This window comes from Peribacillus sp. NPDC097197 (genome assembly GCF_050278025.1).
Classification (GTDB): domain Bacteria; phylum Bacillota; class Bacilli; order Bacillales; family DSM-1321; genus Peribacillus.
The window spans coordinates 76,417-91,400 of the sequence record NZ_JBNNST010000011.1 but is presented as its reverse complement, the minus strand read 5'-3'; the positions used below and the strand labels follow the sequence as shown (position 1 = coordinate 91,400).

Annotated in this window: 13 protein-coding genes and 1 pseudogene; 13 read left to right on the top strand and 1 reads right to left on the bottom strand. The window is 38.3% G+C overall.

The annotated features are described in order from the left end of the window. Window positions 1-52: 52 nt before the first annotated feature. The 7 genes from ACQKL6_RS15215 (at window position 53) to spoVK (ending at window position 7,461) form a co-directional block, all read left to right on the top strand. The gene (locus tag ACQKL6_RS15215; RefSeq protein ID WP_402875265.1) at window positions 53-1,813 is read left to right on the top strand and encodes a SulP family inorganic anion transporter; all 1,761 of its coding nucleotides are present in this window, start codon (window positions 53-55) and stop codon (window positions 1,811-1,813) included. Between the two features lie 24 nt (window positions 1,814-1,837). Next, the gene (locus ACQKL6_RS15210) at window positions 1,838-2,188 is read left to right on the top strand and encodes an ArsR/SmtB family transcription factor (RefSeq protein WP_402875268.1); all 351 of its coding nucleotides are present in this window, start codon (window positions 1,838-1,840) and stop codon (window positions 2,186-2,188) included. Between the two features lie 417 nt (window positions 2,189-2,605). After that, complete coding sequence (locus tag ACQKL6_RS15205; RefSeq protein ID WP_402875271.1) at window positions 2,606-3,061, top strand: SMI1/KNR4 family protein; 456 nt, start codon at window positions 2,606-2,608, stop codon at window positions 3,059-3,061. 269 nt (window positions 3,062-3,330) lie between these two features. Next, window positions 3,331-4,641 carry a sensor histidine kinase gene (locus tag ACQKL6_RS15200; RefSeq protein WP_402990818.1) on the top strand — a complete coding sequence of 437 codons (1,311 nt, stop codon included), beginning with the start codon at window positions 3,331-3,333 and terminating at the stop codon, window positions 4,639-4,641. Between the two features lie 274 nt (window positions 4,642-4,915). Further along, window positions 4,916-5,899 carry a tRNA (adenosine(37)-N6)-dimethylallyltransferase MiaA gene (gene miaA, locus ACQKL6_RS15195; RefSeq protein ID WP_402875277.1) on the top strand — a complete coding sequence of 328 codons (984 nt, stop codon included), beginning with the start codon at window positions 4,916-4,918 and terminating at the stop codon, window positions 5,897-5,899. A 3-nt stretch (window positions 5,900-5,902) separates the two neighbouring features. After that, the gene (gene hfq / locus ACQKL6_RS15190; protein ID WP_034313436.1) at window positions 5,903-6,136 is read left to right on the top strand and encodes an RNA chaperone Hfq; all 234 of its coding nucleotides are present in this window, start codon (window positions 5,903-5,905) and stop codon (window positions 6,134-6,136) included. 368 nt (window positions 6,137-6,504) lie between these two features. Then, the gene (gene spoVK, locus ACQKL6_RS15185) at window positions 6,505-7,461 is read left to right on the top strand and encodes a stage V sporulation protein K (RefSeq protein WP_427651433.1); all 957 of its coding nucleotides are present in this window, start codon (window positions 6,505-6,507) and stop codon (window positions 7,459-7,461) included. A 42-nt stretch (window positions 7,462-7,503) separates the two neighbouring features. Here the strand turns inward: spoVK and ACQKL6_RS15180 are convergent, their stop codons facing one another. Then, window positions 7,504-8,112 carry a trimeric intracellular cation channel family protein gene (locus ACQKL6_RS15180; RefSeq protein WP_402875283.1) on the bottom strand — a complete coding sequence of 203 codons (609 nt, stop codon included), beginning with the start codon at window positions 8,110-8,112 and terminating at the stop codon, window positions 7,504-7,506. Between the two features lie 163 nt (window positions 8,113-8,275). Between ACQKL6_RS15180 and hflX the strand changes: the two genes are divergently transcribed. The 6 genes and pseudogenes from hflX to ACQKL6_RS15150 all read left to right on the top strand — a co-directional run bounded on the left by hflX (window position 8,276) and on the right by ACQKL6_RS15150 (window position 14,806). Then, window positions 8,276-9,529: a GTPase HflX gene (gene hflX, locus ACQKL6_RS15175; RefSeq protein ID WP_402956391.1), complete on the top strand. Its 1,254-nt coding sequence runs from the start codon at window positions 8,276-8,278 to the stop codon at window positions 9,527-9,529. A 13-nt stretch (window positions 9,530-9,542) separates the two neighbouring features. Continuing rightward, window positions 9,543-10,811: an aminotransferase class I/II-fold pyridoxal phosphate-dependent enzyme gene (locus ACQKL6_RS15170; protein WP_402990821.1), complete on the top strand. Its 1,269-nt coding sequence runs from the start codon at window positions 9,543-9,545 to the stop codon at window positions 10,809-10,811. 210 nt (window positions 10,812-11,021) lie between these two features. Further along, window positions 11,022-11,426 (top strand): MerR family transcriptional regulator, encoded by a 405-nt coding sequence (locus tag ACQKL6_RS15165; RefSeq protein WP_402875291.1) that lies wholly within the window; start codon window positions 11,022-11,024, stop codon window positions 11,424-11,426. A 37-nt stretch (window positions 11,427-11,463) separates the two neighbouring features. After that, window positions 11,464-12,798 (top strand): type I glutamate--ammonia ligase, encoded by a 1,335-nt coding sequence (gene glnA, locus ACQKL6_RS15160; protein WP_402875294.1) that lies wholly within the window; start codon window positions 11,464-11,466, stop codon window positions 12,796-12,798. A 676-nt stretch (window positions 12,799-13,474) separates the two neighbouring features. Continuing rightward, a pseudogene (locus ACQKL6_RS15155) lies at window positions 13,475-14,019 on the top strand (GNAT family N-acetyltransferase). A 340-nt stretch (window positions 14,020-14,359) separates the two neighbouring features. Further along, the gene (locus ACQKL6_RS15150; RefSeq protein WP_427591977.1) at window positions 14,360-14,806 is read left to right on the top strand and encodes a hypothetical protein; all 447 of its coding nucleotides are present in this window, start codon (window positions 14,360-14,362) and stop codon (window positions 14,804-14,806) included. Window positions 14,807-14,984: the final 178 nt, after the last annotated feature.

The following is a 14,984-nucleotide window of genomic DNA, read 5'->3' as shown; positions in this document are numbered from 1 at the left end:
CGTATATTCAAATAATCAGATATACAAAAATAAAAAAAGGAAGTGCTTTTTTATGAAGCGAAATTGGCTTATTGATGGAAGATACAAAGATTATTCTTTTCAATCTTTACAAAAAGATTTTATAGCTGGACTCGTAGTCGGTGTAATTGCCATTCCATTAGGCATGGCATTTGCTATAGCTTCAGGTGTAAAACCTGAATATGGGATATACACGACAATCATTGCCGGAGTATTGATTTCCCTATTAGGGGGTTCGAAATTTCAAATAGGTGGGCCAACAGGTGCGTTTATCCCGATTTTATTTGGGATTGTAATGACATATGGGTTTGAAAACTTATTAATTGCTGGATTTTTAGCAGGAATCATCCTAACCTTAATGGGGATTTTTAAATTAGGCTCATTAATTAAGTTTATTCCCAAACCTGTAACGATTGGGTTTACCGCTGGGATTGCTGTCATCATATTTGTGGGCCAGGTTCCGAACTTTCTGGGATTGTCTGGTGTGGAGAAACACGAAGAATTCATTAATAATGTAAAGGAAATATTCATGCATATTCAAAGCATGAACATGTACAGCGTATTAACCGCAGGTATTTGTTTAATGGCTGTTTTAGGCACACCTAGGTTCTTTCCAAAGATTCCAGGGCCACTAATCGGCATTATCTGTTCGACATTGGTTGCCACTTTCTTATTTCCGGGTCAAGTAGCAACGATTGGTTCAACATATGGGGAAATTCCAAATAATTTGCCACAGTTCAAATTTCCTGAGATTACTTTAGATCGCATTCAACTTTTAATTCGACCCGCGCTTGTCATAGCCATGCTAGGAGCAATAGAATCATTATTATCAGCAGTCGTGGCAGACGGGATGTCCGGTAGTAAGCATAATAGTAATAAGGAATTGATTGGTCAAGGCGTTGCTAATATAATTACGCCTCTATTCGGTGGAATCCCAGCGACAGGTGCAATCGCAAGAACGGCTACCAATATTAAAAACGGGGCTGTTTCCCCGGTATCCGGTGTGGTTCATGGCATAGTCGTCCTCTTGGTTTTAGTGCTGTTTGCACCGTACGCCTCAAAGGTGCCGTTGGCAAGTATGGCTCCGATATTGATGGTGGTTGCTTGGAATATGAGTGAGAGGCATCTTTTCTTTAATATGGTCAAAATCAAAACGACAGATTCACTCATTCTAGTTATAACATTCTTATTGACGGTATTTGAAAATTTAACCAGCGCCGTAGAAGTGGGGCTTATTTTAGCCGTCCTTTTATTTATAAAACGAATGAGTGATACAATAGTAACTGAAAAAGTATTGCCTAATCCCAATAATAAACATCAACAGGTTGATAGCCGAGTAGTTACATCTACGCATGATTGTCCACAGATTAGTATATATAATGTGGAAGGGCCACTCTTTTTCGGTGCAGCCCAAACTTTTGAACAGTCTATTATTGGGACAACCCATTCCAAACCAAAGGTACTGCTTTTAAGAATGGGACAAGTCCCATTGTTGGATACCACTGGTGAGTCTTATCTTTCTAACATCGTTCATCATTTTTCTAAACACGGTCTCGTTTTGATTTCTGGAATCAAACCACAACCTAAAACGCTTCTGATCAAAACTGGCTTATATGAAGTAATTGGGAAAGATCATTTTTTTGATCATACAGGAGTAGCGATTGATTACGCTCTTGAACAGTTAAATAGGAATAAGTGTCTTGGCTGCAAGCACTTTGCCTTTAGAGAATGTTCGGCTTTATCAGGGGATCTCACCAAAGGTATTGAGGAAAGAAGACGGGCCTTTTCCAGTTAATTAAATTGAAGAGGAGAATTATCATTGAATCTTGAGATGCAACAATTTAAAGCGGAGTTTTTTAAGGCACTTGCACATCCCTTGAGAATAAAAATTCTCGAGTTATTGTCAGAAGGAGATAAAAACGTAAATGAAATCCAAAATCTCATTGGTAGTGAAGGATCCGCAGTTTCCCAGCAGCTAACCGTTTTACGAGCGAAAAATATTGTCGTAGGAACGAAAGATGGAAATCGCGTGGTCTATTCACTAAGAGACCCCATGATTGTGGAACTTCTTTCAATAGCACGTCAAATATTTAATAATCACTTGGTAGATACGATTTCAATGCTAGATAAAATAAGTGAAAATGAGGAAAAGAATAGAAATAAGTTGTAACTGAGGCTGGGGGATGTTGACATAGCAACGTAAAGATGAACTATGTCAACACCTTTATTTTTCCTTTTTATTTGCAGAAAATACTGAAAAAAACAAACGAAATTATGTTAATATATTTTAAGAAAGTGGTATAGGATAAATATGGGGAATAATAGTTATAGTGAAGTTTTCTTTTACAAGCAACGAGTGGGAAATTTGATGAAAACGTACTATTTCCCCAAGAATTATGAAAATCTACATGGTATAGTACAATTATAATTAGAAATTGTTATTTATTGTAAAAAGAGATATTAAAGGGGCTATTGAAAGACAACTGCAATCAACATATATCTTCGGAGTTATCCCCTGGTTACATTTAAGTTTAGGCATATAGGTGGCTAATGTAGTTTTTTATTAAAACGAACTGGAGTTGATAGGATGAGGAAAATCACTGGATACGGCAAAGCAACACAGGAAGCGGTCAATAACTTTGAGAGGTATGTCGGTTTCGAGATTCCGGCTGATTATAAACATTTCCTCCTTGAATATAACGGAGGGACCACTACCGTTCAAAATGGTAAGTTTTATGTAGAGGCATTGGACACACTTGTATCGTTAGACGTGTTATATGGGTTGGATATCGATAGTGAACAGCTTGATTTACAAAAGTTGCATGAAAATAATAAAGATGGTTTACATACAAATTGCATTATAATCGGCAACGATACCTGTGCAGGAAAAATCCTGTTGATAAACAATGATGAAGAACAAGGAATCTTCTTTTGGGATCAGGGGTGGTACGCAGATCCCTCCAGTCAGGATGAAAATATTTATAAAGTGGCAGAAAGTTTCAAATCCTTTATCGAGGGACTAAAAATCCCTGAGGAAATTTAAATGAAATCAATTAATAAAGCATGATAGTCGAAAAAAGGACCCTGGACCATTAAAGATTAATGGTCCAGGGTCCTTTCACACTTGTTGAAGTCTAGAAAAAGGAATATTTAGAACGTTGTGTCATTATCTTATTTATTCATTTTGTGATTAAATATACCTATGATAATCGATATAAAATAAGTTTACTATATTTCTTTCTCTGTAATTATAGTAAAATTATAGTATAATATCCGATTTTCAACTTCAAGAGATGGGGTATATAGAATTTTATGAAAAATAAAAAGGTAAAAGCATTCATTATAATGATATTCCTATTGTTACTTGGATTTGTCCTTCTTAATATGTTTACTTCTTATTTAAATATCAAAAATACTGTTCAAAGGTCTGTGGCCAATCAAAATCTCTTGGTTGCTAAGTCTGTTGCTAGTACGTTGGATATAGAAGCCTATAAACGCTTTCTTAAAAACCCAGTAAAGAGCCAAGAATATGAGGATATTAAAGCCTATTTAGAGAATGTCCGTGAAAATGTTGGCGTTGTACACATCTATACTTTAAAAGTGGAAAACCCCCAAGAGTCAAGGACCATGATTGCAGGTCTCCCAGAAAACGTTAAAAGAGAACCTGAAATTGGGGAACTATGCACGGTCCCCGAACGCCAGGTCAGACAGGCCTATAAGGGAGAAAACTTCATCACGGATATTCTGGATGACCCCATATATGGGAAGTATATGACTGTAGGAGTTCCCATAAAGGATAAGGAAGGCTCCGTAATTGGTTTTTTAGGAGTGGATGCGAGTGCTGAAGATATTCACGCAATAAGCGATGAGGTTATCAATAGCAGCATTTTTAATCTGATTTATTCGGGCGCTTTTGTCATTATCCTGGCCATTGCTTTTACAATCATGCAAAGATGGTATCGAAAAGAGTTGATACGAGAGGTAGGGGATACTGAGGATACGTACAGGGCGGAGTTTCAATCTCTTATGGCATCTGTTCGTTCCCTAAGGCATGACTTCTCCAATCACATTCAGGTCGTACACGGTCTTTTAAAACTTGGAGAAAAAGATAAAGCATTAGAATACTTAACAGGTCTCTCTAAGGAGATCCATACCATAGAATCCATGGAAATGGACGTTACACACCCTGGGTTATCGGTGCTGTTGGAAACGAAAAGGCTGTCTGCCCAAAACTATAATATTGATATAAGCCTTGATATTTCTCCGGATTCTTTCGATACGATTAAGACGATAGATTTAATTAAATTGTTATCAAATATAATAGATAATGCCATAGAAGCTACGATTGAAATACCTGAGCAAGAGCGGCGTATGAATATCATTTGTAAAAAGGATAAAGGAAAATATAGATTCACCGTTACGAATTCAGGACAGATGATTAGTAGGGGGGATCTGGAAAAGATTTATATAAGTGGATTTTCCACTAAAAAGAAAGAAAAAGGAAAAGAGCGTGGTCAAGGTCTGTTTATCGTTAAGGATCTAGTAAGAAGATACAACGGTGAGATATCAGTAGATTCGAATGAAGTAGAAACGACTGTAACGGTCTTAATACCTGTGGAATGAAGTTTTTACAAATAGACCGCCCAAAAAGTGAGATGCTTTATTTTGTTAGGGATGTTTAGGGGCATGAACCCGTTTATGGGATCATGCCCTTAGTCATGTGGATTTACAGACAGTACTCCAAGCGTTGAATCAGAACCTTCGCTAACTTGTTAAGGAGATATATTCGCCGATGTGAATAAATGAGTAAGGAATGGATATAATGGTTAGATGTTTAACTGCTTTTGTGGCGTTTTGTGATAAGATAAAAAAAAATCATATAAGGCAGTGAATAAAGTTGACACAACAAAAAGGAAAACTTCTAGTCATTATTGGACCGACGGCAGTAGGCAAGACGAAACTGAGCATTGAGTTGGCCAAGCGATTTAATGGAGAAATAATCAGTGGGGATTCCATGCAGGTTTATAAGGGAATGGATATTGGAACTGCAAAGATCACAAGAGAAGAGATGGAAGGCATTCCCCATTATCTACTTGATATAAAGGGGCCGGATGAACCATTCAGTGCAGCTGAGTTTCAGAAGCGGGCAAATGCTTGCATTGAGGATATTCAGGGCAGAGGCAAACTCCCTATCATAGTAGGAGGCACGGGTTTATATATTCAATCGGTAATCTATGATTATCATTTCTCTGAAGCGCCATCCGATCCTCTATATAGGGAACAGCTCGAAAAACAAGTCAACGAAGCAGGAATTGATCCTGTTTTTGACCAATTGCGGAGTGTGGACCCAGAAAGTGCTAAAAGAATACACCCTAATAATGTAAGAAGGGTGATTCGTGCACTTGAGATTTACCACTGTACAGGAAAAACAATGAGTGAGCAGATGAATCAACAACCCACGGAAATGAAATATGATACATGCATAATAGGACTGACAATGGATCGGGACAAGTTATATGAACGTATTGACCAACGAGTTGATGGAATGGTGGAAGCCGGATTGATTGAAGAGGTACAATCTTTTTATGATCAAGGATTGAGGGATTGCCAATCGATACAGGCAATTGGTTACAAAGAGATATACGACTACTTTGAAGACCGGGCTTCGGTGGAAGAAGCGATCGATTCTTTGAAGCAAAACTCACGCCGATATGCAAAACGTCAATTGACCTGGTTCCGAAATAAAATGGATGTAATCTGGTTTAATATGACGGACATCGAAGGGTTTACAAAAAAAATAAATGAAATATCTGGATTTGTAGCAGGAAAGCTTTTCAAAGAAGGCGAATACATAAATTTAGAGAGAAAAGAGGAGGACTAAATCATGAAGCAATCCGTAAATATTCAAGACCAATTTCTTAATCAATTACGAAAAGATGGGACGTATGTGACGGTTTTCTTATTAAATGGTTTCCAAATCAGGGGCCAGGTTAAAGGGTTTGATAATTTCACTGTGTTATTCGAATCCGAAGGTAAGCAGCAATTGGTATACAAACATGCTATATCCACATTCGCTCCACAGCGTAATGTTCAAATTGATTACGAAGTGAAGGAATAACCATATACATGATAGCAAAATGACAGGCGGCCCACAGGGCGGCCTGTTTTTTTGTGCTAAGAGCTTGTATCTTTTTCAAGGATTCGATTATTTTACTTGTTCGTTTTGAATATATATATGGAAGGAAGAATCATTTCTCGGGAAAGCGCAGGAAATGACATGAATGAAAGAAATGATGAATAGGAGATAAATTGTCGAAAGCCCCTTTATAGACAAGAAAGCTAACTGAAAAACCCAATATTTACAAAAGTAAATTAGACGGAGATATTGGCGAAGGGAAAACATAAAATGACCCGAAAGGTCCGTGTGTGTTTCATGTTAAATGAATGGTTTAAAAGTTTAGGGTCCAAGATGGAGAGGTGAAGACATTGGAACAACCGATCCGTATGAAAAATAACGGGCAAATCAATATCGTTTTTAATGCGGAAAATACAAAATCACTACAGAAAGATTTGCCGGTCAAAGAAGTGTTGGTCCAAGAAATTCCCCAACAACATGTGGCTTTGAAGGAAATAGAAGACGAACTGAAGGCACTGGTTGGAATGGATGAGATGAAACGCATGATAAAGGAAATATACGCTTGGATTTACATAAACAAACAACGTGAGACCAGAGGGCTGAAGACTGGTCAGCAAGCACTTCACATGATGTTTAAAGGGAATCCAGGAACAGGTAAGACTACCGTTGCCCGATTGATTGGTAAGTTGTTTCAAAAGATGAATGTCCTTTCTAAAGGGCATTTGATTGAAGCGGAACGCGCCGATTTGGTCGGTGAATATATTGGTCATACAGCCCAAAAAACACGTGATCTGATTAAAAAGGCAATAGGTGGCATATTATTTATCGATGAGGCCTACTCTTTGGGAAGAGGTGGAGAGAAGGATTTTGGCAAAGAAGCGATAGATACGCTTGTCAAGCATATGGAAGATCGCCAACACGAATTCATCTTAATCTTAGCAGGTTATTCTCGTGAAATGGACTATTTCCTAAGTCTCAATCCAGGGCTTTATTCGAGGTTTCCACTAGTCGTCGATTTTCCGGACTATACAATCGATCAGTTAATGGAGATAGCTGGCCTCATGTTGCAAGAGCGTGAATATATTATGAGCCGGGATGCCGAAAGGAAGTTAAAGGAACATTTGATTGTATTACGTTCCGATCGTGGAGTGGTGTCGTTTTCTAATGGACGTTATATTCGGAATGTACTTGAAAAATCGATAAGGGCGCAGGCCATGCGCCTATTAATAGAAGATACGTTTGAAAAGGTCGACCTGCTTACACTGACCAGTCAAGATCTCGTTTTTGAGGATGATGAGAAGGAGTGACAACAGAAAGGCCCGCCATTAAACGTGGCTGGCCTTTCGCATTTATATTTTCGGGACCCATTTTTTATTAGGAAGGTGCCAATTGTAGGTGTAAGATAGCACGCGGAATAAAGTGACGAAAATAAAGAGTGTGTATAAATGCCATGCTTGTGAGAAAAGTCCACTGCCTAGAGCCAAACCTGCGATGATTGCCCAAACGGCATAGATTTCTTTTCTAAAGACTAACGGTTTTCTCCCGGCAAGTACATCCCTGATTATTCCCCCACCACAACCGGTTAGTGCCGCGGACACGATAATGGCGCTAATTGGATGATTTAGTTCCACTGCATACATGGCACCTTGGATAGCAAACGCAGAGAGTCCAATGGCATCACTGAAGTTTCCCCATCTGTCCCAATGCCTTGATAGATTGGTAGGGAAAAGAAAAACGATGGTGATTGAGACCAGGGCGACGGTGAAATAGAGGCTTTGATCCCAAAGCGCAGATACAGGCACGCCGATTAAAAGGTTCCGAATCGCGCCTCCCCCGAAAGCCGTAACAATTCCTAAAATATATACTCCTAAAATATCATACTCTTCTTCCATTGCAATGATGGTTCCACTTATGGCAAATGCAATTGTACCAATGAAGGTTAATACTTCCCACGTCATATCCTTTTCCCTCTATGTCATTTCAGATTTATGGTAAAGCCAAACTTGATTTTAGCATGTTACGGGTGATATTAATATGGTTACTGGCCCTGTTTTCAGGAAAATTTTATATGTGGCCATTTATTTGGTATGATGGATGAAAATTGTTTAGGTGGTGTGTGAATTGGAACAGGCAATAAGGGAAACCGCTGTATTGATTGGTTGTCAAACGACAGAGGATGAGGAGCATTTCCGCTATTCACTGGAGGAGCTGGCGTCGTTAGCTAAGACAGCAAATGGCGAGGTATTGATGACCATTACACAAAAAAGAGAACGGGTTCATCCGTCTACATATATAGGCAAAGGGAAAATAGAAGAACTACAAAACCTGGAAGCGGAATTGGAGCCTGATTTATTCATTTTCAATGATGAATTATCACCGAGTCAAATCCGGAACCTTTCTAAATTCCTCGAGGCGAGGGTGATTGACAGGACTCAGCTTATACTGGACATTTTTGCTCAGCGAGCCAGGTCGAGGGAAGGTAAGCTCCAGGTGGAACTTGCCCAGCTCCAATATTTAATGCCCCGTTTAGCCGGGCAGGGTACAGCCATGTCCAGATTAGGAGGCGGAATCGGTACGCGGGGACCGGGAGAGACGAAGCTCGAAAGTGACCGCCGTCACATTCGAGGGAAAATTGATGAAATCAAGCAACAACTAAGTGGAATCGTGAAGCATCGTGAGAGGTATCGTGAAAGGAGAAAACGAAATAAGGCGTTTCAGGTTGCTCTGGTTGGTTACACGAACGCTGGTAAATCAACCTTGTTCAACCGTTTGACAGAAGCGGATTCTTTTGAAGAAAACCTGTTATTCGCCACTCTCGATCCAATGACGCGAAAAGCGATTCTTCCTAGCGGCTTCACTGTACTAATGACCGATACCGTCGGTTTCATTCAGGATTTGCCGACTTCCCTGATTGCAGCCTTTCGCTCGACATTAGAGGAAGTGAAGGAAGCGGACTTGTTGCTCCACGTTGTCGATTCGTCTAGCTCGGATTATTTTAATCATGAGAAAACGGTTCACAACCTATTAAATGACTTAGATGTCTCTTCCATTCCCCAGCTAACGTTGTATAATAAGAAGGATAGGGTTCACGTCGACTTTTTAAGGTCTTCCAGTAATGATTCGTTATTAATCAGTGCCTATGACCAAAAAGACCTGGAAACAATCATGGAAGAAATTGAAAAGTACGTCATTGAGAAAATGATACCGTATAATGTTTTCTTACCTTCCAGTGAGGGTAAACTACTATCACAGCTGAAAAATGAAACCATTTTGCGCACTCTCTCCTTTAATGAAGAATCGGAAAGATATGAATGCAAAGGTTTTTGTCTAGCTGATCATTCAATAATTGGACAGCTAGAGAAATACTCATTATAAAAGGGGAATTTGGATGTATCAGCAGTTAAAGCATGGAGAAGTCTTAAAAACAATCGCCCAAGAAGTCGAAGCGACGATTTTTCCATTACATAAGCAAGTAGATGAAAGAATCGAGACCAATCAATTTCGCGTATTGCAAAGCTATCAGAAGCACCGTGTGAGTGATTCGCATTTTAACCCAACAACAGGATATGGATATGATGATATCGGACGTGATACGCTCGAATTAATATATGCCGATGTTTTTGGTGCGGAAGCAGGACTGGTTCGTGCTCAAATCATTTCAGGTACACACGCCATATCCACTGCCTTATTTGGGATTTTACGTCCAGGCGATGAATTGCTATACATAACTGGAAAGCCATACGATACATTAGAAGAAATTGTCGGGATCAGGGGTTCTGGAATTGGGTCCTTACGCGATTTTCAAATAGGTTATGATGCGGTACCGTTAATGGAATCGGGAAGTGTGGATTTTGAAGCCGTCAGACAAGCGATCAATCCGAAAACGAAAATGATAGGCATCCAACGCTCAAAGGGCTATGCGACTCGTCCTTCCTTTACAATCGATGAAATAAAGGAAATGATTTCTTTCGTAAAGGAAATCAATCCAGAAATCGTTGTTTTCGTGGATAATTGCTACGGCGAATTTGTGGAAACGGAAGAGCCTTGTCATGTCGGGGCAGATCTTATGGCGGGTTCTCTCATTAAAAATCCAGGTGGCGGAATTGTGAAGACTGGCGGATACATTGTCGGTAAAAAAGATTTAGTTGAAGCGTGTTCCTATCGTTTGACGTCCCCAGGTATTGGAGCGGAGGCAGGGGCTTCACTATATAGCCTACAGGAAATGTACCAAGGATTCTTCCTTGCCCCACATGTCGTCGGGCAAGCGATAAAAGGTGCGATGTTCACAGCAGCCTTTTTAGAAAAAATCGGGATGAATACATACCCTCGTTGGGATGCAAAACGTACCGATTTAATTCAGTCTGTCCAATTCGATGATAAAGATAAAATGGTGGCTTTTTGCCAGGCAATTCAATATGCATCCCCAATTAATTCACATGTTACTCCATACCCTGCTTATATGCCAGGGTATGAAGATGATGTAATCATGGCTGCAGGAACATTCATCCAAGGAGCTAGCATTGAACTGACGGCAGATGGACCGACAAGGCCTCCTTATGTTGCCTATGTTCAAGGTGGCTTAACATATGCCCATGTAAAAATGGCTGTATTGACCGCGGTGAACTCGTTAATGGAGAAAGAATTGATACATTTGTAACGTGAGATGGTAGCCGTTAGTTTAAGAAATACACTTCGTGAGAACCCAGCATGTCTGGATTCTCATGAAGAAAAATAGTCATAATATTCAATGGGTTACAAATCATTCAATTTTTATGAATAATTTATGTCATAAAAGGTAACATCACCTTGACATATTAAATACCATATACTATGATTATATCAAGATAAACAAAGGAGGATGCAAAGAATGAGCGGCAACAACATTCGGCGTTCTATGCCTCTTTTTTCCATCGGAATTGTGATGCAGCTGACTGATTTGTCTGCACGTCAAATTCGATATTACGAAGAGCATCAATTAATTACTCCTATGAGAACAGACGGAAACCGGCGCGTTTTTTCTTTAAACGATATTGATAGACTCCTTGAGATTAAAGACTTGATCGAACAAGGCGTCAATCTCGCTGGCATTAAGAAGATATTTACTGTAAAAGAACAAAATTTACCGAAATCACAAGATCTTGAACAGGCGGAGAAAATAAGACGTGACTTAAGTGATGACGAATTGCGTAAGCTTTTACGAGCAGAGCTTCTCCAAGGCACTAGAAATCGCACATCTCTCCGACAAGGTGATATGTCGCGTTTTTTCAAATGAAATATCAATATGAACTATTATTTAGGGGGAATTGAAAATGGCAAAGTTTACACGTGAAGATATTACTCGTTTAGCAAAAGAAGAAAATGTAAAGTACATTCGTTTGCAATTCACTGATATCCTAGGAACAATCAAAAATGTAGAAATTCCAGTTAGTCAATTGGAAAAAGCACTTGATAATAAAATGATGTTTGATGGATCTTCCATTGAAGGTTTCGTACGCATCGAAGAATCAGATATGTATTTGTACCCTGATTTAGATACATGGGTGGTTTTCCCTTGGACATCAGAAAAAGGTAAAGTTGCTCGTCTGATTTGCGATATCTACAATACAGATGGAACACCTTTTGATGGGGACCCTCGTGCTAACCTAAAACGAATTCTCGCTGAAGCAAGAGAAATGGGCTTCACGAACTTTAACTTAGGACCTGAACCTGAATTCTTCTTATTCAAACTAGATGCTCAAGGCGAACCAACTCTAGAATTAAATGATAAAGGTGGATACTTTGACCTTGCACCTACTGACTTAGGGGAAAACTGCCGTCGCGATATCGTTCTTGAACTGGAAGAAATGGGCTTTGAAATTGAAGCATCGCATCACGAAGTTGCCCCAGGACAACACGAAATCGATTGGAAATATGCAGACGCTGTATCAGCTTGTGATAACATCCAAACATTCAAATTGGTCGTTAAAACGATTGCCCGTAAACATGGTTTACATGCAACGTTCATGCCAAAACCACTATTCGGTGTGAATGGTTCAGGTATGCACTGTAACGTATCTCTATTTAAGGGAAGCGAAAATGCTTTCTACGATAAAGAAGGTAAATTAGAATTAAGCAAAACAGCTGAACAATTTATCGCGGGTATCATCAAACATGCACCAAACTTTACAGCGGTAACTAACCCAACTGTTAACTCATACAAACGTTTAGTACCTGGTTATGAAGCACCTTGCTATGTTGCTTGGTCCGCTAAAAACCGTAGCCCATTAATCCGTATCCCGGCTTCACGTGGAGTAAGTACTCGTGTTGAGGTACGTAGTGTCGATCCAGCAGCAAACCCATACCTTGCACTTGCGGTCATCCTAAAAGCGGGTCTAGACGGAATCGCAAATAACCTGACTCCTCCAGCTCCAGTGGACCGTAACATCTATGTCATGAACAAAGAAGAACGTGAAGCAGAAGGCATCATCGATCTTCCATCTACTTTATACGCTGCATTAGAAACATTAAAAGCGGATAAAGTCATCAAGGATGCTCTAGGTGACCATTTACTTGAACACTTCATCGAAGCAAAAGAAATCGAGTGGGATATGTTCCGCACACAAGTTCACCCTTGGGAACGCGAACAATATATGAGCACGTATTAATTCTTTGAACCCTTGACGCTCTAAGCGTTGAGGGTTTTTATTTTGTGGGTGAATACTTTATATTTATGTTTACTTTTTAAATACACAAAACACCCACACTCAACTCACGACAAAACTTTGTTTATATATGCACCGAAATTGTTCACTTAACCTTTAGCCCTACTACATCAGTATTCACTATCAATTTTATGTCGCAGTTCAACTCTCAACTTATAAGTTGAGAGTTGAACTTTAATCTTAGTGAAAGATGTTATTCGTTTTTTCTTCGGTGATGCCGATAATAGGGGTTTATTTTAACTATATTATTTTTCCCTCTATTCAACTAACCGAGCAGGATAGGTAAATAAGAATAGGAGGAAAAAAGGATAATAAATAGAATATCAATATCAATCATATAAGCAAGAAAGGTAGATTAGGCTCAATATTTCAACTCTATTTTTAAGATCGCCCCTCATTTTTATAACATTAAAGAAAATATAAAATGTGCAATTGATGAACATGTAACCTTAACAAATGGGGATTAAGCAAATATTTACTCAAACAAACCTTGGAATTGCTTTGTTATTCTGTTAAAGGGCGCTTATCTGTAATATGATAAACACCTTTGTTGAAAAAAATGATTAAGTCCTTAACAGTAATTTTAAATAATTGGTATTAAGTTTAAGGAGGCTCTAGAGTGCTTAACTTAGAGATTAGAAGGCCAAGAACTGAGGATATAAAAGAGTTAAATCAATTTTTTAGAACAGTAATAACTGATATATTTATTAAAGAAGGTATAGGGGATAAGCTAGAGGACATAGAAAACGAAATTGAAGCTAAGAAAACCTACTTAGAAAGTGACTTGGAAAGTAATGGTGAAAAACGATTTTTTCTGATTGCTTTAGATGGAGATAAAATAATCGGTACAATTGAATACGGTGCAGCAAGCGATCTTATAAGTAAATGTACAGATAATGCTTTAAAAAATCTAAACGAGGTGGGTACAGTATTTGTGGATCCTGACTCCAAAGGAAGGGTATAGGTAATTTACTATTAAATAAAATATATTTGACACTGCATAATAAGGGTATAGAAGAATTTTGTTTAGATAGTGGATATATAAGTGCACAAAAAATCTGGAAAAAGAAATATGGAGATCCTGATTATTTCTTAGAGAATTATTGGGACGAAGGCTATCATCACATGATTTGGAGACTCATGGTCGATGATTTATTAAAATAACCTACCTCCTTTTATTGTTTTCTTTTCAGTATTTTATGGAACTTTTATTAGACTAAATAAGCTATAAGAAGCTGTTTGGTTATTCCATAAAAGGGCGCTTTAATGGCACAACTGAACTTCTACTTTATCTGACGGGCTTTATTTTATTTATATTAACTTTGATACTTTCTAAGTATGTTTCACACGACTTCTTATAAAGTAAAGTTAAAATTAAGTGTCATCGTGAATTAAAAAGGTCAAGTAAGTTTAGGAAGAAAGGGATTGTATGAATAAATCACATTTTACTTTACCTTTATTGTTATAATTACCTATATAGATAATAAAAAGGAAGTGAGCTCAAATGGATAATGCTAAGTACATAGAAGTGGTTTTTGAGAATTGTGAATCAATTGTCATTCCAACAGAGCGTGTTTTAGGTCTAACATATGCTGAACTAACACCTTTAAAGGATGATCATGCATTAGAAAATTCTTATCATAGCAGCCGTATAGATTTAGAAATTTCATATACGCACCAAACAGAACTTGAATACTCCCCAACGGATAATGATGATCTTCTTGGTGCATATATTAATAATCCTTCAAGTAATAAGGTGGAAGACAGACCTAATATTCTAGGGCGGTTATTTAATTACCATGACATTGTGTACATCCAACTATTAGATTCAGATGAAAAGCCCCTAAAAAATATTTATGTACCTTGGTACGAAGAGGATCAAGATGATAATCGCTATATGAAGATACATAAAGAAGAAGGATCATTTACAATTGAAATTAAACCAGAATAGTTATGTAAGCAATTTGTTCTAGATACTATACAATAAGTAATGATTTATGTGCATATATTACTTATTGTATAATCATAATGAATAAATTACATATTATATCCGTCTTTTAACGGGAGGTGCAAAGGGTGAACAAGCATAAAGCCCGAGAGACCAGGATTGTATACAGTTCGGCAATTTT

Excerpts from the sequence above, each read along its gene's own strand:
- ACQKL6_RS15215 (WP_402875265.1), top strand. The coding sequence starts at position 53 with ATGAAGCGAAATTGGCTTATTGATGGAAGATACAAAGATTATTCTTTT.
- ACQKL6_RS15205 (WP_402875271.1), top strand. The coding sequence starts at position 2,606 with ATGAGGAAAATCACTGGATACGGCAAAGCAACACAGGAAGCGGTCAAT.
- ACQKL6_RS15200 (WP_402990818.1), top strand. The coding sequence starts at position 3,331 with ATGAAAAATAAAAAGGTAAAAGCATTCATTATAATGATATTCCTATTG.
- hfq (WP_034313436.1), top strand. The coding sequence starts at position 5,903 with ATGAAGCAATCCGTAAATATTCAAGACCAATTTCTTAATCAATTACGA.
- ACQKL6_RS15180 (WP_402875283.1), bottom strand. The coding sequence starts at position 8,112 with ATGACGTGGGAAGTATTAACCTTCATTGGTACAATTGCATTTGCCATA.
- ACQKL6_RS15170 (WP_402990821.1), top strand. The coding sequence starts at position 9,543 with ATGTATCAGCAGTTAAAGCATGGAGAAGTCTTAAAAACAATCGCCCAA.
- ACQKL6_RS15165 (WP_402875291.1), top strand. The coding sequence starts at position 11,022 with ATGAGCGGCAACAACATTCGGCGTTCTATGCCTCTTTTTTCCATCGGA.
- glnA (WP_402875294.1), top strand. The coding sequence starts at position 11,464 with ATGGCAAAGTTTACACGTGAAGATATTACTCGTTTAGCAAAAGAAGAA.
- ACQKL6_RS15150 (WP_427591977.1), top strand. The coding sequence starts at position 14,360 with ATGGATAATGCTAAGTACATAGAAGTGGTTTTTGAGAATTGTGAATCA.